Below are 22252 nucleotides of genomic sequence, written 5' to 3'. Positions count from 1 at the left end.
GCAAGCGGGGACTGGGCGAATTGACGCACGTCAAATATGACGCACAGATGTGGAAAATACTCCCGAGCGAAGAAAATTCAGCCCTGAAATACCATCCAGAGCGATACCGCGAGCGGCAGCAACAACGCCGTAGCGGTGCCCATCAGACTCATGGCCAGGGCAGAAAAAGCACCCGCCTCCTCCCCCTCTTCCAGCGCCCGCGAGGTACCCACCGCATGCGCGGTCAGGCCCATGGCCATACCCCAGGCGGCCGGATGGTCCACGCCGCACAGGCGCAGCAGCATCGGACCGAAGATGGCTCCCAGCACGCCGGTGAACATCACAAATACCGCCGCCAGCGCCGCAACGCCGCCGATTTGCTCGGCCACCAGCATGGCAATCGGCGAGGTCACCGATTTAGGTGCCAAGGTCATCATGATCATCGGCTCGGCGCCCAGCAGCCAAGCCAGCAGCACCGCCAGCACGGTCGCCAGCGTGCCGCCGACCAGCAGGCAGACCAGCACCGGCCAGAAATAGCTGCGAATGCGCCGGAAGTTCATGTACAGCGGCACCGCCAGTGCCACCGTGGCCGGTCCCAACAGCACCTGCAGCGGCTGCACGGCTTCGCGATAATGCGCGTAGTCCTGTCCGACGGCGAGAATGACCAGCACCAGCACGGCGGTGGATACCAGCACCGGGTGAAATACCGCCAGCTTGGTACGCTGGTAGAGCGCCACGCCCAACTGATAGGCGGCCAGAGTCATGCCGACCCAGAACAGCGGGTGATCGACGACAGCCTGCCAGGCTTGCAACAGCGTCCCGCTCATGGTGCCTTCCTCCGTTCCTGGCGCTCGATCAGCTTCTGCATCAGCCAGCCACAGAACGGCATGCTCAGCGCCAGCGACAAGGCCAGGGTGACCAGGATGGCCGTGGCATCAGCAAGAATCTCGCTGCCGTACACCATGATGCCAACCGCTGGCGGCACCAGAATCAGCGGCAGGTAGGTCAGCAAACCACTGGAGGCCAGACTGATCGACTCACTGACGCCACCGCGCAGGCACAGATACACGACCATCAGCAGCATGCCGATGATCGGCCCCGGCAGGAACGGCAGCACCAGCACATTCAAACCGGTACCCAGCAACTGGAAGAACACCAGCCAGGTCAGTCCACGTAGCAACATTGATCTAGGGCCTCTCGCCACGACAGCAAACCGGCAAGGGTAAACACTCGCTCCGAGGGTGCCTAGCCCTACTATGGTGAAATAGCGTTTCCCATCTGGAAACACCGCCGTTCTCCGACGGGCGTCAGCTGCGCCAGCCAAGGTTTTGCTATACCATTCGCGCCGGCGTTACACCCCTCTACACCCCCCCTATAAATGGAGAAACATCCATGAACCGCCTGACCCGCGCTGCACTGGGTAGCACCCTGATGCTGGCCAGCAGCCTTGCACACGCCTATCCCCTGCTGTGGCAGAACAACAGCATTACCTATCTGTACGGCACCGATTTCCAGGTTGACCCTGACACCCAGCAAACCGTGACCTTCGAGCACGCCAGCGGCTGGACCAAGGGTGACCTGTTCATCTTCTTCGACAGCATCCACTACAACGGTGGTACCAACAGCGAAGATCAGAACAGCAGCTACTACGGTGAAATCTCCCCGCGCCTGTCACTGGGCAAGATCACCGGCCAGAGCTTTGCCTTCGGCCCGATCACCGACGTGCTGTTGGCCGGCACCTACGAGTTCGGCCGTAACGACGTCAAAAATTACCTGCTCGGCCCGGCCGTTGACCTGAATATCCCCGGCTTCGACTACTTCCAGCTGAACACCTACTATCGCCACGCCGACGAGGCATCTGGCGGCCGCGGCGTATGGCAGATCACCCCGGTGTGGGCCTACACCGTCCCGGTCGGCAACTCCGACGTGCTGATCGACGGCTTTATCGACTGGGTAGTCGATAACGACGACGACAACTACCACGCCAACCTGCACATCAACCCGCAGATCAAATACGACCTGGGCAAGGCCCTGGGCTGGTCCGAGAAGCAGCTGTACACCGGTATCGAGTACGACTACTGGAAGCACAAGTACGGCATCCCGAACGGCACCTTCGGGCTGGATACCCACCAGAGCGCAACCAACCTGATCGCCAAGTACCACTTCTGATCAGGGCATAAAAAAACCGCAGCCAAGGCTGCGGTTTTTTTATGTGCGGCGCCCGTAATACCAACGGCCACGGCATGCCGTGGCCCTAGGACAGTGAAGTTGCGCTTTTGCCGTAGGGACGCGACATGTCGCGTCCGACCGTGCCATCGGTGCAGCCGCATACCTGAAGCGCGAGCGCTCTCCAGCATTCGCCGCGCCATCCGGTGGAAAAGCCTACGGCTTTCTCCACCAAGTACTCAGTACCCCCGCAACGCCGCAAAGCGGTTGGCGTGATAGCGGTAATCGCCAAACAACGCCTGCACACTGCGCGCACGCTTCATAAACAGGCCGATATCAAACTCGTCGGTCATGCCCATGCCGCCGTGCATCTGCACCGCTTCGTTGGTCGCCAGCTCGGCTACTTCGCAGGCCTTGGCCTTGGCCAGACTGACCCACTGCGCCGCCTCGGCATCACCCGCATCCAGCGCCATCTGCGCCTTCAACACCGCCGACTTGACCAGTTCCAGCTCACTGAACAGATGCGCGCAGCGGTGCTGCAGGGCCTGGAAGGTGCTCAGCGCAACCCCAAACTGCTTACGCTCCTGCAGGTAGGCAACGGTGCGCTCGAACACCTCCAGCGAAATGCCCAGCAGCTCGCCAGCCAGCTGCGCATTAACCACATCCAGCGTCAATTCCAGCGCAGCCCAGGCGTTGCCCGCCTCACCCAGCAGATCACCGGCTGCGACCTTGACGTCCTCAAGGCTGACAATCGCCGCATTGCGGCTGTCAGCCATGATGGTGCGCTCGACACTCACGCCAGGGGCGTTGCGGTCCACCAGCAGCAGGCTGATACCGGCGTGGTCGCCCTCGGCACCCTCGCTGCGCGCTGACACGATCAGCTTGTCGGCAACATGGCCGTCGACCACAAAGGTCTTACGGCCATTGAGCAGATACCCGCCATCGGCCACCTGCAGCCGGGTTGCCACCCGATTCGGCGCGTGACGCGGCGCTTCATCAACGGCCAGCGCCAGCAACAGGCCGCCCTCGGCAACCTGCGGCAGCAGCGCCTTCTGCTGTTCGCTGGAGCCTGCCAGCAGCAGCGCAGCCACACCGCCAATGGCAGTCGAGATCAAGGGTGAGGCGCTGAGGTTGCGGCCGGCCTGTTCGCTGACCTGGCCCATACCGACGTAGCCGAACTGGGCACCGCCCAGCGCTTCCGGGATCAGGGTGCCGACAAAGCCCATCTCGACCATGCTCTGCCACAGCTCGCGGGAAAAGCCGATTTCGTCGCGGTTGTCGCGCAGCGCACGCAGCTGACTGACCGGTGCACTTTCACTCATGAAACGCTTGGCCGCGTCCTTGAGCATCTGTTGTTCTTCGTTAAGTACCAAAGCTGACATGACAGTGTCCCCTTACTGAAGGCCGAGAATGTTGCGGGCGATGACGTTGAGCTGCACCTCGGTGGTACCGCCCTCGATCGAGTTGCCCTTGGAGCGCAGCCAGGTGCGAGGAATGACACCTTCGCGTGACGCCTCTCCTTCCCAGACCATGGCATCGCTGCCATGCAGGGCGACCATCAGTTCCTGCCGCCGCTTGTTCAGCTCGGTACCGTAATACTTGAGCATGGCCGAAGCCGCGCCGACGCCCTGCCCAGCCTTGGCTTCATCCAGCACCCGCTCGGCGGTCAGTGCAAAGGCTGCCGCGTCCAGATCCCATGTCGCCAGCTCACCGCGCAGCATGCCATCGGCCAGCTTGCCGTCTTCCAGCCCAACGGCATCCACCGCAATCTGCGGCAGGGTCTTCTGGCCAGCCGCGGTGCGGCCCATGCCACCGATCATTTCCCGCTCGTGGGTCAGCAGGTACTTGGCGATGGTCCAGCCGGCGTTGATCTCGCCGACCACCTGATTTTTCTCTACCCGGACGTTGTCCAGGAAGGTTTCGCAGAACGGCGAGCTGCCGGAAATCAGCTTGATCGGGCGGGTGCTTACGCCGGGGGTGGTCATGTCGAATAGCACCAGACTGATGCCCAGCTGCTTCTTGGCATCGGGGTTGGTACGCACCAGACAGAACATCCAGTCAGCCTTGTCGGCGTAGGAGGTCCAGATCTTCTGGCCATTGACGATAAAGTGGTCGCCGTGGTCTTCGGCACGGGTCTGCAGGCCGGCCAGGTCAGAACCGGCGCCGGGCTCACTGTAGCCCTGACACCAGCGGATTTCACCGCGGACAATCGGCGGCAGATGTTGACGCTTGAGCTCTTCGGAGCCGAATTTGAGAATCGCCGGGCCGATCATCCATATCCCGAAACTGGACAGCGGCGGACGGGCGTTGATGCGCGCCATTTCTTCGCGCAGCACCTTATGCTCCTGCTGGCTGAGGCCACCGCCACCATACTCGGTCGGCCACTCGGGCGCGGTCCAGCCGCGCGCCGCCATGCGCTCGAGCCAGAGTTTCTGATCTTCACTGGCGAACGTGAACTTACGCCCACCCCAGCAGGCGTCGTTGTCCGAGCGTTGCGGTGTGCGCATGCTCTGCGGGCAGTTCTCTTCCAGCCAGGCGCGGGTTTGCTGGCGAAATACGTCCAGATCGGCCACGGGCATTCTCCTTTGTTGTGATTTATCTGCAGGAAACGCTGAATCGGTCAGCCCACAAAGATACTCCGGCCGGCGCCGCACGGAAGCGGCTCTTGACTGACCGAATAGTCACCCATCATTCAGGCTGATGCGTCAGGCCCGGGCGCTACGGCAAAACTGCCGTGGAGTCATTCCCTTCCAGCGCCGAAACGCATGGACAAAGTTAGAGACCTCGCCGTAACCCAGTCGCTGCGCCACCTCCTCGAGCGACAACCCCGGCACCCGCAGCAGCTCTTCTGCCAACGCCTCACGGGTTTCCTCCTGTAGCTGCCGAAAGCTGGTCCGCTCGCCATCAAGACGGCGACGCAAGGTGCGCTCAGTCAGATGCAGCCGGGCAGCGACCGTGGGCATGTCCGGCAGGGTTGCACCACCGTCCAGCAACAATTCCCGCACCCGCCCGGCCAGGCCATCGCGCGCCCGGTAGCGCTGCAATAGTTGATGGCACTGCTGCTCGCAGGCCTGCCGAATCGCCGGATTGTCGCCAGGCAAACCACGGGCCAGCAGCGCCGGGTCGAGTTCAAGCATGGTTTCGGCAGCATCGAACTGCGGGGTGCAACCATAGGCTTCAGTGTAGGCATTCAACTGAGCATCCGGCGGCGCAGGCAGGGTCAGCCGAACTGATTTGAAGGGCTGCCTCAGCCCGGTCAGTTCACGCTGAATTCGCGCGGTTGCGGCGCTGTCACGCAGCAACAGAAAGCGCCGCAGAGACGGCTCAATCCAGCGGTCATCGATGACCAGCCAACGACCGCTGGCGTCCTCACGGGCATGGATACGGCAAAAGGCGAAGGTCAGGTCGAGATAGCGCAGCCCCATCTCCAGCGCCTCGCCCAGCGAAGCACTGCTAAGCAGCGCATAACCCCAGATGCCGTACCGGCTGAGCTGGTAACGACGCCCGGCCAACAGGCCGAGCAGCGGCTGACCAGGCAGGCCAGCGAGCAGGTTGCTGACCACCTGCAGCTCCTGCGCCGCCTCGACCTTGGCTTGACCATCGGCCAGCGCCATGACATCCAGTCCGGTGCCCTGCAGGCACTGCGGAACGGTGAGGCCCAGCTCGGTGCCCAGCTGGGTCAGCAACTGAACGCTGCCGATATTGCGCAGGCGCGGCCAGGGAGGAGCAGTAGCAGTCATGACGTGTCCGAAACTCACAATTTTTTGACCGACTATGCCATACCCCCAGTGATAGACAAGGCCTAATATCAGTCGCACAGGAGGAAGCACACAATGACTAAAAAAAGCTCACCTGCCGCACCACTCGACGCCATCATCATCGGCAGCGGGTTTGGCGGCCTTGGCATGGCCATCCAGCTCGACCGCGCCGGCATCAGCCATTTTCTGCTACTGGAAAAGGCCGCCGACATCGGCGGCACCTGGCGCGACAACCATTATCCCGGCTCAGGTTGCGACGTGCCCTCGCACCTGTACTCCTACTCGTTTGAGCCGCGCACCACCTGGCCGCACAAGTACGCCCGCCAGGACGAAATTCACGCCTACATCCGCCACTGCGCCGACAAATACCACCTGCGCCAGCGCATTCGCCTCAATTGCGAAGTCAGCGAAGCCCGCTTTGACGCCGACAGCGGCTGTTGGCAGGTCACTACCAGCAGCGGAGAAACCCTAGTCGCGCGCAATTTAATCGCCGCCACCGGCCAGCTCAACCGCCCGCTGATGCCGAACATCGAAGGCCTCGGCAACTTTACCGGCCCGGCCTTCCACTCGGCCGAGTGGCAGCACGACGTTGACCTCAAGGGCAAGCGGGTCGCGGTCATCGGTACGGGCGCCTCGGCGATCCAGTTCGTACCGCAGATCGTGCCCGAGGTGGCTCAGCTTGACCTGTACCAGCGCAACGCCGCCTGGGTGCTGCCCAAGGATGATTGCGAATACAGCGATTCACGCCGCCGCTGGCTAAGCCGCCTGCCGCTGCTGCACCAGCTGGACCGGCTCTGGCAGTACCTGACCCACGAAGTGCGCGCGCTGGCTTTCGTGCATTTCCCGGCGCTGGTCAAAAGCAGCGAAAAGGCCGCGCTGCGCCACCTGCAGCGCAACATCAGCGACCCAGCCAAGCGCGCGGCCCTGACCCCGGATTACCCACTCGGCTGCAAGCGTATCCTGATCAGCAACAACTACTATCCGGCGCTGAATCAGCCTCACGTCAATGTCGTCACCGACGGTATCGAGAAGGTCGTGCCAGAGGGTGTAATCACCCAGGACGGCACCCTGCACCCGGCCGACGTGCTGATCTATGGCACCGGCTTTGCCGCCACCGAATTCCTCGCGCCGATACGCATCACCGGGCTCAACGGCAGCGAGCTGAATGAAGCCTGGCGCGACGGTGCCGACGCTTACAAAGGCATCTCGGTCGCCGGCTTCCCCAACCTGTACGTGCTCTACGGGCCCAATACCAACCTCGGCCACAACTCGATCATCTATATGCTGGAAAGCCAGTTCCGCTACGTCATCGCCTGCGTGAAGGCCGTGCGCGACCGTGGCCTGCGCTACCTTGATCTGCAGCCCGAAGTGCAGGCGCGCTACAACCGGCAGCTGCAGGATGACGCCCGCGGCACAATCTGGGCTCAGGGTTGCCAGAGCTGGTATCTGACCGCCGACGGCAAACAGACCGTCAACTGGCCCGGTTTTACCTTCACCTATCGATACATGACCCGCAAACCGACATGGAGCGATTATGTCCAGGTACGTTGATGAGCTGTATCGCAATCCAGGGCAGCCCGGGTTGCGCGCCTTTCTGCGCGGCATGCTGAAACTGCTGTTTCGCGGTCTAGTGCGGCCACCCATTCCGTTTTCCCTGCAGGCGATAATCCTGCGCCTGCTGACCCTCGGCATGCCGCTGGCCAAAGGCGTCAGCCGCAGCGCAGAGCAGATCGCCGGACGGCCCTGTATGTGGCACCGCCCGGCCGCTGGGGGCAACGGTCGCGTGCTGCTGTACCTGCATGGCGGCGCCTTCGTCATCGGCTCCCCGCAGACCCATCGGGGCATCTGCTCGGCGCTCGCCAGCCGTGGTCAGTTTGATGTCTGCGCACTCGATTACCGACTGGCCCCGGCGTATCCGGCACCAGCGGCCTGTGACGATGCGGTCGCCGCCTATCAGGCGCTGCTGCAGCGAGGCTATACGCCCGCGCAGATCACCCTGATCGGCGATTCGGCAGGCGGCAACCTGGTACTGGTGACGGCGCAAAAGCTGGCCGCGCTCAAGCTGCCGCTGCCCGCCTCGCTGGTCTGCTTTTCACCGGTCACCGATATGACTGCCGAGCAGCTGCACGCGCCTGCGGCCGGCGACCCACTGCTGCATCCGTCCTGGCTCGACAGCGCCCGCGACGCCTACTGCCCGGCCGGGCTGGACCGCGCCGATCCGATGGTGTCGCCGCTGTTCGGCCAGCTCAAGGGCTTGCCGCCATTGCTGCTGCAGGTCGGTGAAGATGAGGTGCTGCTGAACGACAGCCTGCGGCTGGCCGAAGCCGCGCGCGCAGCCGACGTCGCCGTACGGCTGGAGCGCTACGAGGACCTGTGGCATGTATTTCAGGCCCACGCCGGGCTGCTGCACAGCGCTGATGCGGCACTGCAGCGGGTGGTGGACTTTGTGAACAGCGCTCAGGCCGACTCGGTGAGCTGATCCCGGTGAATCGCGTAAGGCCCCCAGGCCTGACGCACCGGCACCACTTCCAGTCGATTGATGTTCATGTGCGCAGGCAGCGCGGCGATGTAGCCCACCTGTGCGGCTACATCGTCGGCGGTGAGCGGTACTGTGCCCCGATAGACCTTGTCCGCGGCACCCGAGTCCCCGGCATTGCGCACCAGACTGAACTCGGTCTCGGCAATACCCGGAGCCAGATCAGTCACCCGCACGCCGGTGCCCTGCAGGTCACAGCGCAAGTTATAGGAAAACTGCTGCACGAACGCCTTGCTGGCGCCGTAGACATGACTGCCCGGATAGGGGTTGCCGGCGGCGGTGGAGCCAATGTTGATAACGGTCGCGCCGCTGCCCCAGGCAATCAGCCTGGGCAACACCGCGTGTGTCATGTTGACCAGCCCGGTGATGTTGGTGTCGATCATGGTGTGCAGGTCGCTCAGCTCGACCGCCTGCGCCGGCCCCGGCGCCAGCGCCAGCCCGGCGTTGTTGACCAGCACCTGAATCCCGGAGAACGGCTCCGGCAGCTCATCAATGGCGCGCTGCACGGCGATGGCATCGCGCACATCCAGCTGCAGCGGCAACACCGCCGTCAGCTCACTCAATTCATCGGCCAGCGCCTGCAGGCGCTCCAGACGGCGACCACAGAGAATCAGCGGCCAGCCCTGCCGCGCCAGACAGCGCGCGCTGGCGGCGCCAAACCCGGAGGTCGCGCCGGTAATCAATACTGCACCTTGCATGAATATGTCCTGTTTTCAGTTCCGGGCTAGCGGTGCTGAAAGCGTCGGCGAGGCAGTCAGCGCAAGGCAAAAATTGGCGAAACAGCGCAGTTTACGAACAGTAAATGAGCATGTTGAGCCGACTCTTAGCGCTGCGATGGCCACGTAGCCAGCTTTCAACGCGGCTAGCGGCGTTCTTCTCGAATAAAGGGTTCTCCCAACGCCCCGGGCTGGCTGCTGCTATCGCGGCTGGCCAGGGCTACCCAGATCATCACCCCGAGGGTGACGGCGTAGGGGGTCATAAATACGAAGTACTGCGGCAGACGAATACCGGAGGCGGCCATCTGCGGAATCAGCGCCTCGATACAGCCAAACAGCACGGCACCGGCCAGCGCCTTCCACGGCGACCAGCGGGCGAAAATCACCAGCGCCACGGCAATCCAGCCGCGCCCGCCGACCATGTCGGCGATCCACATCTTGGTGCTCAGTACCGAGATATAGGCACCGGCCAGACCGATCAGCATGGAGCCGGCGACGATGGCCGCGCAGCGATAACCCAGTACCGGAATACCGGCGGCATCGGCGGCCTGCGGGTTCTCACCGACCGCGCGCAGGCGCAGGCCGAGCACACTGCGATTGAGCACCAGAACCACCACGACGAAAATCAGCGGCGTGATGAATACCAGCGGGTTCTGCACAAACAGCTTGCCCACTACCGGCAGCTCCGAGAACGGCCAGAGCGATACCGCGTGCAGCCCGGCGACCGGCTTGTTGGTCCAGTCCAGCAGGGTGCCAAGCAACCCGGTCAGGCCCTGACAGAAGAACACCAGCGCAAGACCGGCGATCACCTGATTGATGCGCATCACCAGCACCATCAGGGCAAACAGCAGCGAGACAACCCCGGCCGCGCACATGGCCAGAATCAGCGCCCAGACAGTCGCGCCACCGGTCATCAGTGACGCGCCGATACCCGCCAGCGCACCGACCAGCATCAAGCCTTCGGCGCCCAGTGCCAGCACCCCGGAGCGCTCTATGACGATCAACCCGAGCGCCGCCAGCGCAAAGGGCACGGCAAAGTCGGGAATGTTGCCGATCCAGCTTGCAATCATGTCCATCAGACCTGCCCTCCCTGAATGCGGCGAATACGGTGACGGATAAAGAACTCGGACGACGCCACGCAGATCACCAGAATCGCCTGGATCAACTGCACCATCGAGAACGGGATCTGATAGAACACCTGCAGGCTGCGCCCGGCGACAAACAGGGTCGCTACCAGCACCGCCACCACGGTCGCGGCAATCGGTTGATTGCGCGCCAGGAAGGCGATCAAAATCCCGGAGAAACCGTACCCGGCATAGAACGAGTGGGTCAGCCGCCCTTCCTGTCCAGCGGTAATCATCAGCCCGGCCAGACCTGCCAGCGCACCGGATAGCAGCACAGTGCCGAGGATCACCCGCTTGACCGGCACACCGACCGCCCGCGCCACACCCGGGCTACTGTCGACAAAGCGCAGGTACAGGCCAGCGCGTGAAATGCCGGTGAACCAGAGCACGAACAGTGCGACCACCAGCGCCAGCACGACCGCCAGACTGACGCCATCGAACAGCTCGGGCAGACGCTCGAACACCTTGTACTGCGGCGAATAGGGGAAGGAATCACGCGGGTCCTTCCAGCTGCCGTAGACCAGATGCAGCAGGAAGTTGAGCGCGATGTAGTTGAGCATCAGCGTGGAGATGATCTCGTTGACCTTCAGGTGCAGCTTGAGCAGCACCGGCGCCAGCGCCCAGAGCAGGCCGCAGGCCATGGCACAGGCCATCATCAGCGGCAGGCGCAGCGACGGCGGTCCGATCTCGAACAGCGAGATTGCGGTGGCTCCAATCGCGCCCCAGATCATCTGCCCCTCAAGGCCGAGGTTCCAGAAGCGCGCGCGGAAGGCCAGACAACCGGCCAGACCGACCATGATCAGCGGTGCGGCCTGAAACAGCACCGCACGCAGGCTCTGGCTGTCGAACAGCGTGAGGATCACAAACTCGTTGAGCAGCTCACCCGCCGGCACCCCGGCGGCGACCAGAATGGCTGCCGAAATCAGCATCCCGACCAGCAGCGCCAGCGCGATGACCAGCGCCTGCCAGTACCAGGCCATCTGCTGGCGTACTTCCAGGGTGTAACGGCGCGCCAGCAGCGGTTGAAAATTCGTTGTATCAAACATGATTCACCATGGCCTGCCCGATTGCCTGGCGGTCTGCCGGTTGGGCAAACTCGCCGATGATACGTCCTGCCGACATCACGCCAATGCGGTCTGCCAGCGCCATCACTTCGTCGAGGTCTTCGCTGATCAGCAGCACCGCAGCGCCGGCATCACGCGCGCTGCGCAGCCGCTCGTGCACCGCCAGGGTGGCGCGCACATCCAGCCCGCGACTGGGGCTGTGGACGATGACCAGTTGCGGGGCACGGGCGAATTCGCGGGCAATCACCAGCTTCTGCGCGTTGCCGCCAGACAGCAGCGCTGCCTTCTGTTGCAGCGAGCGCACACCCTGCACATCAAACTCGGCGACCGCGGCGGCGGTGTCGGCTTCGATCCGCTTGCGGCGCAGGAACCAGAACGGCCCGTAGCGACCGCTGTGCACATCGCCCATGGCAAAGTTGTCGCTGATCGACAGCGGTGCGGCGAGCGCCGAGCTGTAGCGGTCGGCCGGGATGCAGGCGATGCCCAGCTCGCGGCGACGGGCCGCACTGAGGCTGTTGAGATCACCTTCACCGACCAGTTCCATCTCGCCGGACACCGGCTCGGGCAGGCCCATCAGCGCGCCGGCCAGTTCACTCTGACCATTGCCACCAACCCCGGCGATGCCGTAAATCTCGCCAGCGCGCAGCTCAAGATTGACGCCGCGCAGCACCGGCGCGTCGCTGCTGGAGCGCAGATCACGCACCGCCAGCTTGACCTCGCCCGCGTCTCGGCTGGATGGAATCTGCGGTGGAGTCGGCGCATCGCCAACGGTCAATTTGACCAGCTCACCTACCGACACGGTCTGCGGCTTGAGGCTGGCAACCGTTGAGCCTGTGCGCATCACCGTCACCTGATCGGCGTAGCGCATGACATCATTCATTTTGTGGGTCACCAGGATGACGGCAGCACCTTCCTGATGCGCGAAATTCTGGACCGTGGTCAGCAGGTTTTCTGCTTCCGCATCGGTCAGTACCGCGGTGGGTTCATCGAGAATCAGAATGCGGGCACCGGCCAGCAGCACCTTGAGAATCTCGACCCGCTGCTGCTCGGCCACCGACAGTTGATCCACCCGCGCGTGGGGTTCGATGCTGAACCCCAGGCTGGCGGCCATGGCGGTGATCTGCTCGGCGGTCTGCGCCAGCCGCTGCCGGTAGGTACCGGCCTGCAGGTGACGAAGACCGAGCAGAATGTTTTCTGCCACGGTGAAGGGTTTCACCAGCTTGAAATGCTGGTGCACCATGCCGATGCCCTGTGCTGCGGCATCGAGCGGCCCCTTCAGACGAACCGGGTTGTCGTCGATGAACAGCGATCCGGTTTCCGGCGCATACAGCCCTGCGGCGATGTTCATCAGGGACGACTTGCCCGCTCCGTTCTCGCCCAGCAGGGCATGCACTTCGCCCCAGCGTGCGGTGAAGGAGGCTTCGGACAGCGCCTTGAAGCCGTCAAACGACTTGCTTACGCTGTCCAGCCGGATCGCGTTCGGGTTACTCATTGCTGGGTAATCACTCCCTTGACGAACCAGTCCATGGACCAGAGTTCACCGTCGGACAGCGCTTCACCTTCCGCCGCTTTGACGTTGCCGTCACGGTCAGAGATCGGGCCGGCGTAGATCAGTTTCTCGCCATTCAGCAGCTCCTCACGGGCGGCCATGATCTTGGCTTTCTCTTCCTCGTCGATACCCTTGCCGCAGCAGGAGACGTCGGTGCCGCCCTGCTCCATCGACAGCAGCGCACCGTGTTCAGCCGGTACCCAGTTGCCGGCCATGATTTTCTTCAGCTCCGGTGCCAGGAAGCGATCCCAGACCCAGACCGAGGAACAGACGGTGGCTTCGGGGGCGAACTCGCTCATATCACGGTGGTGGCCGGTGCCATAGACGCCGCGCTCCTGGGCAACGATCTGCGGGGTCGGGCTATCCACGTGCTGGCCGATGACGTCAGCGCCCTGGTCGATCAGTGCGGTGGCTGCCGCGCGCTCCTTGACCGGGTCGTTCCAGGCGCCGGTGTAGATCACGGTGACGGTCGCATCCGGATTCATCTGCTGGGCGCCCATGGCGAAGGCGTTGACGGTCCAGTTCACCTGACCGAAGGGGTTGGCGGCAACGAAGCCCAGCTTGCCGGTTTCAGAAGCGGCGCCCGCAGCCATGCCGCACAGGTACTGGCTCTCGTAGGTGCGACCGTAGAAGGATTCCAGGTTGTGCGAATTGGTGGTGCCGGAGCCATTCAGGAAGGCCACTTCCGGGTACTTGTCGGCCAGCTCCTTGAAGGTGTCGGAGTAACCGAAGGCGGTACCGATGATGATGTTGGCGCCACGCTGAATCAGTCGTTCAACGGTCGGTTTGATCGCCGAGGCGGTTTCCGGCACGCTTTCCACGTACTGAATCTTCTGGCCGATCTCGCCTTCCAGACGCTGACGCGCCTCGTCGAACGCCTGGGTCCAGCCACCGTCGTTGCGCGGGCTGATGTAGAGCATGGCGATCTTCGCCGGGCCGGTCAGGGTAAATCCGCCTTCCTCGGCAGCAGCCAGGGTCGGCAGGCCGCAGGCGGCCAGGGCGCATACGGCGCCCGCAATCAGTTTTTTCATTGCCAAAGTCCTTCTTGCGATCAGGTGGTGTGACTACATCATGTGGTTGATACGGAACACGTTGCCTTCCGGATCCATCAGCACCGCCTGATACCAGTTGTAATAGGTGGTATACGGCGGCTTGATCAGGGTGGCGCCCGCCTCGACGGCGATCGGCACCATGCGGTCGACCTCGGCGGGGCTGTCGACGTCGATGTTGAGCAGAAACTTGCAACCGCGGGTGTCGGAGTGCTCGGCCAGATGCAGCAGCTCGTAGGCATCCGGCGCGTTGAAGCCGATGCAGCAGGTGCCCGCATCCAGACCGACAAAGATCGGCGAGCGAATCGCCTCCACTTCCGGAAAGTCGAACACCCGCTGGTAGAACCCGCTGAGCGCTTCGATGTCGCGGGCGAATACGTTGACGTAGGAGAGTTTGCTCATATCAGGCCACCTTGCTGCCGCCAAAGGTCGTCTGACGGACGAACTTGGACTTAAGGTGATCGCCGGAGCTGACCGGTGCATACCGCGGCGTCTCGCCCTCGGCCAGGCAGCTCGGCAGACACTCAACCATCACGTCGTAGTTGGGCTGATGGAAGAACACCAGCGACTGGCGCTGCTGATCACCGGCAGCGTCTTCCGGCGGATTGATCACCCGGTGCAGGGTCGAGATCCACTGGTCGTTGGTCCACTGCATCATCAGGTCACCGATGTTGACCACGAAGCCGTCTTCCACATAAGGCACATCGACCCACTCGCCGTCGCGGTTGCAGACCTGCAGGCCACCCTGCGCGCCGTCGGGTTTGACGATGGTCAGGCTGCCGTAATCGGTGTGCGCACCGGCGCGCAGCTGGCCTTCCTCGATACCCTCTTTCAGGTGCGGATAACGCAGGCTGCGGAACATGCTGATGTGCTTGTCGATCTTGTCGTCGAAGAAGGTTTCCGGCAGTTCCAGCGCCAGCGCGAAGATGCGCATCAGCGTGCGGGCCAGATCGCCCATGGCCTCGAAATACTCGGCATAGGCCTGCTGAAATCCGGGCAGGTCAGCGGGCCAGACATTCGGCGCGAAGTGCGGGCCGGCCATGGCTTCGGAGTAGTAGGGCTCGGCCGGTACATCGGTCGGGCCGATCGAGAAGGATTCCTTGAGATCGCCCGGCGCCGCCTCTTCCATCGAGTAGGACAGGCTTTCTTCGGCAACCGCGCTGTAACCGCGGACCATGTCCGGACGCGGACGGTCCGCCTTGCGCTTTTCGGCCATCGGCAGATCAAAGAATTGTGAAGTCAAGGCATAGACCCGCTCGATCAATTCCTTGGGAATCTGGTGCTCGGTAATCACCAGAAAGCCGATGTCGCGACAGGCCTGGTTGACCGCTTTGGCCACCTCAGCTTTACCCTCGGCAGTCCCGCCGAAATAGGGGCCAAGGTCGATAATGGGAACGTATTGAAGCGTCATACAACCGTTTCCTCCAAATGGAGCTCAGCGAGAGCACTGAGCAGAAGAAGCGACGCGAGAAGTATTCAACGCGCCATTTTCCAATCAGCGGAGACGTTTGCAGCAACTATGCCAAAAAGTGTTTTTTCTTAAAAAACAGATAGATAATGAAAACCGACCGCTTATTTTGGAACAAACGGTCTGATCTAGAGCACTCGGTTTGTGCGTTTAGCCCAAAAAAGGGGCGGAGATATTGATCTACATCAAGAACGCGGACAGACGCCCTGCAACACCAATGCCTTGAGATTGGTCAGCGTCTCGGCAAAGAAGGCCGGGTCTTCCAAGGTACGATCAGAGACGGCCTCAACCTGGGTACGAAAGTCGGCATAGTGCTGGGTCATGGCCCAGAGCGAAAAGATCAGATGATGCGGCTCGACCGGTGCCAGCTTACCGGCCTCGATCCAGGCATTGATGACGCTGACCTTGGATTCGACGATATCACGCAACGAGCCCTGCAGCTCGCCCAACAACAGCGGCGCACCCTGAATGACCTCCAGACAGAACAGCCGGGACTCAGCTGGATGATCACGTGACAGTTCCAGCTTCACGCGCAGGTAATCGCCAATCGCCTCGGCCGGGTCCTGCTCGACGCTGAACGCCTTGAGCGGGCTCAGCCAGACATCCATCAACTGACGCAGCACATTGATGTACAGGTCTTCTTTGGAAGCAAAGTAATACAGCAGGTTGGTCTTGGATACATCGGCCTGACTGGCAACCTGATCAAGACTGGTGCCGTGCAGCCCATAGCGCGAGAACACATCCAGCGCCGCCTCCATGATAGCGCTGCGCTTGGTCTCCATCAGCCGCTTGCGGCGGTTCAGCGTCGCCTCGCTGGGCACCCGACTGCGCGCCTTGGGCTTCTTTGCAGGTGTTGCGGGACGCTGTATTTGTTTGCTCACTGGAGGGGCAGCCTTAATCCTTGGTGGTCGCATTCTACCCTTGGTAACACAGTCCAACTCAAGCCCCAAAATGGACCCCAAAACCGAGTCGCATGCACAAACCAAGTGCTCTAATTCGGACTAAATGGTCTAACTTAAACCAATCAAACCACACAAACCATTGATTTAAATCAACAAAAAAAACATGGCCTGGATTGTGCTTTTTCCAGTTCAGCGGCCGGCCGTATACGCCGACCTTCTGAACAAATGGACCACGGAGTGCAATCCAATGAATGTAGGTATCTTCATCCCGATCGGTAACAACGGCTGGCTGATCTCCAAGAACGCGCCGCAGTACATGCCGACCTTTGATCTGAACAAAGCCATCGTGCAACGCGCCGAGCACTACGGCTTCGAATTCGCACTGTCGATGATCAAGCTGCGCGGCTTCGGCGGCGAGACCGAGTTCTGGGAACACAACCTCGAGTCCTTCACCCTGATGGCCGGCCTGGCCGCCGTGACCGAGCGCATCCAGCTGTTCGCCACCGCCGCCACCCTGACCCTGCCGCCAGCGATCGTCGCGCGCATGGCCTCTACCATCGATTCGATCTCCAACGGCCGCTTCGGCGTCAACCTGGTGACCGGCTGGCAGAAGCCGGAATACAGCCAGATGGGCCTGTGGCCGGGTGATGAGTTCTTTGCCAACCGCTACGACTATCTCGGTGAGTACGCCACCGTGCTGCGCGACCTGTGGACCACCGGTCGCAGCGACTTCAAGGGCGAACACTTCCAGATGGACGACTGCCGCGTCAGCCCGAAACCCCAGGCCGACATGAAGGTCATCTGCGCCGGGCAGAGCGAGGCCGGCATGGCCTTCACCGCCAAGTACGCCGACTACAACTTCTGCTTCGGCAAGGGCGTCAACACGCCAACTGCCTTCGCGCCGACCGTCGAACGACTGGTCAAGGCCACCGCAGAAAGCGGCCGCGACGTCACCTCCTGTGCGCTGTTCATGATCATCGCCGATGAAACCGACGAAGCCGCCCGCGCCCGCTGGGAGCACTACAAGGACGGCGCCGACCACGAAGCCATCGCCTGGCTGGGCGAACAGGGCGCCGCCGACACCAAGTCCAAGGGTGACACCAACATCCGCCAGATGGCCGATCCGACCTCTGCGGTGAACATCAACATGGGCACCCTGGTGGGCTCCTATGAAAACGTTGCGCGCATGCTCGACGAAGTCGCCACCGTGCCCGGCAACAGCGGCGTGATGCTGACCTTCGACGACTTCATCAAGGGCATCGAAGACTTCGGCAGCAAGATCCAGCCGCTGATGAAGAGCCGCCAACACGTTAACGAGATGCTGGAGACTGCGTGATGAACAGCCTGACCAAACCTGTTGTCGGTCATGCACCGGTACGCAACAACCCGACCGATGTGATTCTGCCCGCGCGCCCCGAGTCACTGGCGATCAACAGCGGCGAGACCGCACTGATCGTGGTCGACATGCAGAACGCCTACTCGACCAAGGGCGGCTATCTGGATCTGGCGGGCTTTGATGTCTCAAGCACCGGGCCGGTGATCGAACAGATCGCCCGCGCCATCGAAGCGGCCCGCGCCGCCGGCGTGCAGGTCATCTTCTTCCAGAACGGCTGGGACAGCGAGTACGCCGAAGCCGGCGGCCCCGGCTCGCCGAACTGGCACAAGTCCAACGCGCTGAAGACCATGCGCAAGAACCCGGAGCTGCAGGGCAAGCTGCTGGCCAAGGGCACCTGGGACTACGATCTGGTCGACGCCCTGCAACCGCAACCGGGCGACCTTGTGGTGCCGAAACCGCGCTACAGCGGCTTCTTCAACACCGCCTTCGACAGCCTGCTGCGCGCCCGTGGCATCCGCAATCTGGTGTTTACCGGCATCGCCACCAACGTCTGCGTGGAATCCACCCTGCGCGACGGCTTCTTCCTCGAATACTTCGGCGTGGTACTGGCCGACGCCACCCATCAGGCCGGCCCGGAATTCGTCCAGCAGGCCTCGCTGTACAACATCGAAACCTTCTTTGGCTGGGTCAGCACCGTCGACGACTTCTGTAATGCCCTGACCAAGCCCGTTACTCAAGGAGCAACTGCATGAGCAAGCAAACCGTACTCCCTGCCGGCACCGGCAAACCGCTGGCCCCCTATGTTCCGGGCTCGATGGCCGATGGCATTGTGTATGTTTCCGGCACCCTGCCCTTCGACAAGGACAACAACGTGGTGCACGTTGGCGATGCGGCAGCGCAAACCCGTCACGTGCTGGAAACCATCAAGGGTGTGGTCGAGGAAGCCGGCGGCACCATGGATGACGTCACCTTCAACATGATCATGCTGCGCGACTGGAGCGATTACGCCGCCATCAACACCGTCTACGCCGAGTACTTCCCGGGCGAAAAGCCGGCGCGTTACTGCATCCAGTGCGGTCTGGTAAAACCGGACGCGCTGATCGAAATCGCCAGCATTGCCCACGTCGGCTGAGGCCGCGGCCGTGATGCATATCGAAATCCACGGCCGGCGTGATGCCGACGCCCCGACGCTGGTATTCAGCTCGGGGCTCGGTGGCGCGGCGCACTTCTGGATGCCGCAACTGGACGCACTGACCAGCGACTACCGCGTCGTGCTGTACGACCAGCTCGGCACCGGCAAGAGCCCCGCCACGCTACCCGCCGACTACAGCATCGACGCCATGGCCAGCGAGTTGCGCATGCTGCTCGCCAGCCACGGCATCGGCGACTATCACCTGATCGGTCACGCCCTCGGCGGTCTGGTCGGGCTGGCGCTGGCCATCCAGCAGGCACCGGGGCTGCGTAGCCTGACGCTGATGAACGCCTGGTCGCGGGTAAGCCCGCATACCGCGCGCTGTTTCTCGGTACGCAAGCAATTGCTGGCCGGCAGCGGGCCGGCTGCCTATGTCGAGGCGCAGGCGCTGTTTCTCTACCCGCCGGACTGGATTGCCGCCAACATCGAGCAGTTGCAAATCGACGACCGCAGGCACGTGGCGGGCTTTCCGCCGACCGACAACCTGCTGCGCCGCATTGCCGCTCTGCAGGCGTTTGGGCCGGACGCACAGGCGCTGGCCGGGGTCCGTCAGCCAACGCTGCTGATCGCCAACCGCGACGACATGCTGGTGCCCTGGCAGTGCTCGCGAGAGCTTGCCGAGCAACTGCCGAACGCCCGCCTGGAATGCTTTGACTATGGCGGCCACGCCTCAAGCGTGACCTGCCCGGACACCATCAATACGACGCTCAAGTGCTTTCTTGCCAGCGTCATTCACGACACCGAATACGCCGCCTGAGTGAGGGCAACCATGTACGAACCATTGGATCAAACCGCCTTGGCACAGCTGTTCACCGAGGCCCGCAGCCACAACGGCTGGCTCGACCAGCCGGTGCCCGACAGCCTGCTGGAAACCATCTACAACCTGACCAAAATGGGTCCGACCTCGGCCAACTGCAGCCCGGCACGCTTTGTATTTGTGCGCACCCGCCAGGGCAAGGAGCTGCTCAAGCCGTGCCTGTCATCCGGCAACCTGGAGAAGACCATGAGCGCGCCGGTCACCGTGATCGTCGCGTATGACTCGCGCTTCTACGACGCCCTGCCCGAGCTGTTCCCGCATGCGGACGCACGCAGCTGGTTCACCGGCAGCCCGGAGATGATTTACGAAACCGCGTTTCGTAACAGCTCGATGCAGGCCGCCTACTTCATCATGGCCGCCCGCAGCCTGGGGCTGGATACCGGGCCGATGTCCGGCTTTGACGCCAAGGCGCTGGACGCCGCGTTTTTCAGCGACAGCCACTGGAAGTCCAATCTGTTGATCAACCTCGGCTACGGCGACAGCAGCAAGGTGTTCGACCGTTTGCCGCGCCTGGCCTATTCCAAGGCCTGCATTCTCACCTGAAGGAGCCCATCATGCTCGCAGCCAAGATAGTGGAACCCATGCCCGCCCCGGTCACTAAGGATGCCTTCCGCAACGCCATGTCGGTGCTGGCATCAGCCGTCAACGTGGTCACCACCGATGGCCCTGCCGGCCGCGCCGGCTTCACCGCCACCGCCGTGTGCAGCGTGTCGGACGAGCCGCCAAGCCTGCTGGTCTGCCTCAACCGCAGCGCATCGGTGTACGACATCTTTCAGACCAACGACCATCTGTGCGTCAACACGCTGACCTGCGATCAGCAGGCGCTGTCCAACCTGTTCGGCGGCAAGACGGCAATGGATGAACGCTTCGCCAGCGCCGACTGGAGCACCGACATCAGCGGTGCCCCGATGCTGGACGACGCGCTGATCAACTTCGATTGCCGCATCAGCAACCGGGTCTCGGCCGGCAGCCACGACGTTCTGATCTGCGAGATTCTGGCGATCCGTCAACGCGACAGCGGCGACGGCCTGGTGTACTTCCAGCGTCGCTATTGTCAGCCGGTCTGACACCGGGTGCCTCGCCGCATTAACGGCGAGGCACCTCCTGCTTCAGCTGACCACGCGGTAACACGGCTCGTAGTCGGCACCGCCGGGCAGCTTCATCCGGTGCTGATCGACAAAGGCCTGCAGCAGCGCATCCAGCGGCTGCATGATGCGCGGGTCGCCGTGAATGCGGTACGGCCCGTGCTCCTCGATCAGACGAATACCCTTGTCCTTGACGTTGCCCGCAACGATCCCGGAAAACGCCCGGCGCAGATTCGCTGCCAGTTCGTGCGGCGGCACATCCAGCGTCAGCTGCAGCGCCTCCATGTTGGCGTGGGTCGGGTCGAACGGACGCTGGAAACTTTCCTCAATGTGCAGCAGCCAGTTGAAGTGGAAGGCGTCGTTGCGCTCGCGCCGGAACCGTTCCACCTCCTTGAGACCGGCGGCCATGCAGCGCGCGACCTCGGTCGGGTCGTCAATGATGATGCGGTAGTGCTGCTGCGCCTGCGCACCGAGGGTTTCACCGACAAAGGCATGCAGTTGCTGCAGATAGGCCTCGGCACTGCGCGGCCCGGTGAGAATCACCGGGAACGGCAAATCACGGTTGTCCGGGTGCATCAGGATGCCCAGCAGGTAGAGAAACTCCTCCGCCGTGCCGGCGCCGCCCGGGAAGATGATGATGCCGTGGCCAACCCGCACGAAGGCCTCCAGGCGCTTCTCGATGTCGGGCATGATGACCAGTTCGTTGACGATCGGGTTGGGCGCTTCGGCGGCGATGATACCGGGCTCGGTGATGCCGAGATAGCGTCCCTCGAGGACGCGCTGCTTGGCATGGGCAATGGTCGCGCCCTTCATCGGACCTTTCATCACCCCCGGCCCGCAACCGGTACAGATGTCCAAATTGCGCAGGCCCAGTTCGTGGCCCACCTTCTTGGTGTACTTGTATTCCTCGATGCTGATCGAGTGCCCGCCCCAGCACACCACCATCTTCGGCTCCAGCCCGGGGCGCAGGGTGCGGGCGTTGCGCAGTAGATGGAAGACGTAATCAGTGATCCCGGCGGAGCTGTCCAAATCCACGCGCTGACCACCCAACTCGCTTTCGGTGTAGACGATGTCGCGCAGCGCACTGAACAGCATTTCCCGGGTGCTGGCAATCATCTCACCATCGACAAAAGCATCGGCCGGCGCGTTGATCAGCTCCAGCCGGACGCCACGATCCTGCTGGTGAATCTGCACTTCAAAATCGGCGTAAGCCTCAAGAATGGTCTTGGCGTTATCGACCCGCGCGCCGGTGTTGAGAATCGCCAGCGCACACTGGCGAAACAGCTGATGCAGGCCACCGGAGCCGACCTTGCCGAGTTGCTGTACTTCACGTTGAGAGAGGGTTTCCAGGCTGCCTTTGGGGCTGACCGATGCATTGATTACGTTGGGTCTTGTCATGCGAGGCTTCCTTGGCAAACGCCGACCAGACAAACGTCGGCGTTGGGATAGATACGACCAGTCCGGTCGCAACGGCTGACTCCATTCTTGCGCCGAGCGCACAGGCTTGGCAA

General features: G+C 62.5%; 23 protein-coding genes. 9 read left to right on the top strand and 14 right to left on the bottom strand.

What is annotated here, in order from left to right; genetic code table 11:
• Window positions 1-77 precede the first annotated feature (77 nt).
• Window positions 78-806, bottom strand: coding sequence for an LrgB family protein (locus tag ASB58_RS14495; RefSeq protein WP_096004430.1), 729 nt, complete (start codon window positions 804-806; stop codon window positions 78-80).
• Entirely contained in the window at window positions 803-1162 is a 360-nt protein-coding gene (locus ASB58_RS14490; protein WP_096004431.1) for a CidA/LrgA family protein, read from the bottom strand. The genes ASB58_RS14495 and ASB58_RS14490 overlap by 4 nt, the downstream gene beginning before the upstream one ends.
• Window positions 1163-1371: 209 nt before the next feature.
• On the opposite strand from ASB58_RS14490, the gene ASB58_RS14485 reads away from it, so the two are divergent.
• Window positions 1372-2148, top strand: a complete 777-nt coding sequence (locus ASB58_RS14485) for an outer membrane protein OmpK (RefSeq protein WP_096004432.1) — start codon at window positions 1372-1374, stop codon at window positions 2146-2148.
• A 236-nt stretch (window positions 2149-2384) separates the two neighbouring features.
• Here ASB58_RS14485 and ASB58_RS14480 read toward each other — a convergent pair whose 3' ends face one another.
• From ASB58_RS14480 to ASB58_RS14470, 3 genes are all read right to left on the bottom strand, one after another.
• Complete coding sequence (locus ASB58_RS14480) at window positions 2385-3527, bottom strand: acyl-CoA dehydrogenase family protein (protein WP_118131363.1); 1143 nt, start codon at window positions 3525-3527, stop codon at window positions 2385-2387.
• A gap of 12 nt (window positions 3528-3539) precedes the next feature.
• On the bottom strand, window positions 3540-4718 hold the full coding sequence (locus tag ASB58_RS14475) for an acyl-CoA dehydrogenase family protein (protein ID WP_118131362.1): 1179 nt from the start codon (window positions 4716-4718) through the stop codon (window positions 3540-3542).
• Between the two features lie 132 nt (window positions 4719-4850).
• Window positions 4851-5885, bottom strand: coding sequence for an AraC family transcriptional regulator (locus ASB58_RS14470; protein WP_118131361.1), 1035 nt, complete (start codon window positions 5883-5885; stop codon window positions 4851-4853).
• A gap of 93 nt (window positions 5886-5978) precedes the next feature.
• Here ASB58_RS14470 and ASB58_RS14465 point away from each other — a divergent pair, with 93 nt between their 5' ends.
• Both ASB58_RS14465 and ASB58_RS14460 read left to right on the top strand, forming a co-directional pair.
• Window positions 5979-7454, top strand: coding sequence for a flavin-containing monooxygenase (locus ASB58_RS14465; RefSeq protein WP_118131360.1), 1476 nt, complete (start codon window positions 5979-5981; stop codon window positions 7452-7454).
• The gene (locus tag ASB58_RS14460; RefSeq protein ID WP_118131359.1) at window positions 7438-8382 is read left to right on the top strand and encodes an alpha/beta hydrolase; all 945 of its coding nucleotides are present in this window, start codon (window positions 7438-7440) and stop codon (window positions 8380-8382) included. The genes ASB58_RS14465 and ASB58_RS14460 overlap by 17 nt, the downstream gene beginning before the upstream one ends.
• Here ASB58_RS14460 and ASB58_RS14455 read toward each other — a convergent pair.
• From ASB58_RS14455 to rutR, 8 genes are all read right to left on the bottom strand, one after another.
• Window positions 8361-9137: an SDR family NAD(P)-dependent oxidoreductase gene (locus tag ASB58_RS14455; protein WP_118131358.1), complete on the bottom strand. Its 777-nt coding sequence runs from the start codon at window positions 9135-9137 to the stop codon at window positions 8361-8363. The two genes, ASB58_RS14460 and ASB58_RS14455, sit on opposite strands and share 22 nt — an antisense overlap.
• A gap of 164 nt (window positions 9138-9301) precedes the next feature.
• Complete coding sequence (locus tag ASB58_RS14450) at window positions 9302-10231, bottom strand: ABC transporter permease (protein WP_118131357.1); 930 nt, start codon at window positions 10229-10231, stop codon at window positions 9302-9304.
• On the bottom strand, window positions 10231-11325 hold the full coding sequence (locus ASB58_RS14445) for an ABC transporter permease (RefSeq protein ID WP_118131356.1): 1095 nt from the start codon (window positions 11323-11325) through the stop codon (window positions 10231-10233). The genes ASB58_RS14450 and ASB58_RS14445 overlap by 1 nt, the downstream gene beginning before the upstream one ends.
• Window positions 11318-12835, bottom strand: coding sequence for an ABC transporter ATP-binding protein (locus ASB58_RS14440; protein ID WP_104738086.1), 1518 nt, complete (start codon window positions 12833-12835; stop codon window positions 11318-11320). Before ASB58_RS14440 ends, ASB58_RS14445 begins: the two co-directional genes overlap by 8 nt.
• Window positions 12832-13923: a BMP family ABC transporter substrate-binding protein gene (locus ASB58_RS14435; protein ID WP_104738085.1), complete on the bottom strand. Its 1092-nt coding sequence runs from the start codon at window positions 13921-13923 to the stop codon at window positions 12832-12834. Before ASB58_RS14435 ends, ASB58_RS14440 begins: the two co-directional genes overlap by 4 nt.
• 33 nt (window positions 13924-13956) lie before the next feature.
• Window positions 13957-14343 (bottom strand): VOC family protein, encoded by a 387-nt coding sequence (locus tag ASB58_RS14430; protein WP_088277161.1) that lies wholly within the window; start codon window positions 14341-14343, stop codon window positions 13957-13959.
• 1 nt (window position 14344) lies between these two features.
• On the bottom strand, window positions 14345-15352 hold the full coding sequence (locus tag ASB58_RS14425) for an isopenicillin N synthase family dioxygenase (protein WP_104738084.1): 1008 nt from the start codon (window positions 15350-15352) through the stop codon (window positions 14345-14347).
• A 242-nt stretch (window positions 15353-15594) separates the two neighbouring features.
• Entirely contained in the window at window positions 15595-16323 is a 729-nt protein-coding gene (gene rutR, locus ASB58_RS14420; protein WP_118131355.1) for an HTH-type transcriptional regulator RutR, read from the bottom strand.
• Window positions 16324-16558: 235 nt separating this feature from the next.
• On the opposite strand from rutR, the gene rutA reads away from it, so the two are divergent.
• Genes rutA through rutF form a run of 6 tightly spaced genes read left to right on the top strand, consistent with a single transcriptional unit; the run spans window position 16559 to window position 20723 of the window.
• Window positions 16559-17647, top strand: coding sequence for a pyrimidine utilization protein A (gene rutA, locus ASB58_RS14415; RefSeq protein WP_118131354.1), 1089 nt, complete (start codon window positions 16559-16561; stop codon window positions 17645-17647).
• On the top strand, window positions 17647-18399 hold the full coding sequence (gene rutB, locus ASB58_RS14410; RefSeq protein WP_104738081.1) for a pyrimidine utilization protein B: 753 nt from the start codon (window positions 17647-17649) through the stop codon (window positions 18397-18399). The genes rutA and rutB overlap by 1 nt, the downstream gene beginning before the upstream one ends.
• Window positions 18396-18779, top strand: coding sequence for a pyrimidine utilization protein C (gene rutC, locus ASB58_RS14405; RefSeq protein ID WP_104738080.1), 384 nt, complete (start codon window positions 18396-18398; stop codon window positions 18777-18779). Before rutB ends, rutC begins: the two co-directional genes overlap by 4 nt.
• A gap of 13 nt (window positions 18780-18792) precedes the next feature.
• Complete coding sequence (rutD, locus tag ASB58_RS14400) at window positions 18793-19596, top strand: pyrimidine utilization protein D (RefSeq protein ID WP_118131353.1); 804 nt, start codon at window positions 18793-18795, stop codon at window positions 19594-19596.
• Between the two features lie 12 nt (window positions 19597-19608).
• Entirely contained in the window at window positions 19609-20199 is a 591-nt protein-coding gene (locus tag ASB58_RS14395; protein WP_118131352.1) for a malonic semialdehyde reductase, read from the top strand.
• An 11-nt stretch (window positions 20200-20210) separates the two neighbouring features.
• Window positions 20211-20723 carry an NADH-dependent FMN reductase RutF gene (gene rutF / locus ASB58_RS14390; protein WP_104738077.1) on the top strand — a complete coding sequence of 171 codons (513 nt, stop codon included), beginning with the start codon at window positions 20211-20213 and terminating at the stop codon, window positions 20721-20723.
• 42 nt (window positions 20724-20765) lie between these two features.
• Here rutF and ppnN read toward each other — a convergent pair whose 3' ends face one another.
• The gene (gene ppnN, locus ASB58_RS14385; protein WP_118131351.1) at window positions 20766-22139 is read right to left on the bottom strand and encodes a nucleotide 5'-monophosphate nucleosidase PpnN; all 1374 of its coding nucleotides are present in this window, start codon (window positions 22137-22139) and stop codon (window positions 20766-20768) included.
• Window positions 22140-22252 lie beyond the last annotated feature (113 nt).

The sequence above is a fragment of the Pseudomonas abyssi genome (genome assembly GCF_003444685.1).
In the GTDB taxonomy this organism is placed as follows: domain Bacteria; phylum Pseudomonadota; class Gammaproteobacteria; order Pseudomonadales; family Pseudomonadaceae; genus Halopseudomonas; species Halopseudomonas abyssi.
Note: the sequence above shows the minus strand (reverse complement) of the source record. Positions and strands in the feature narration are given on the sequence as shown.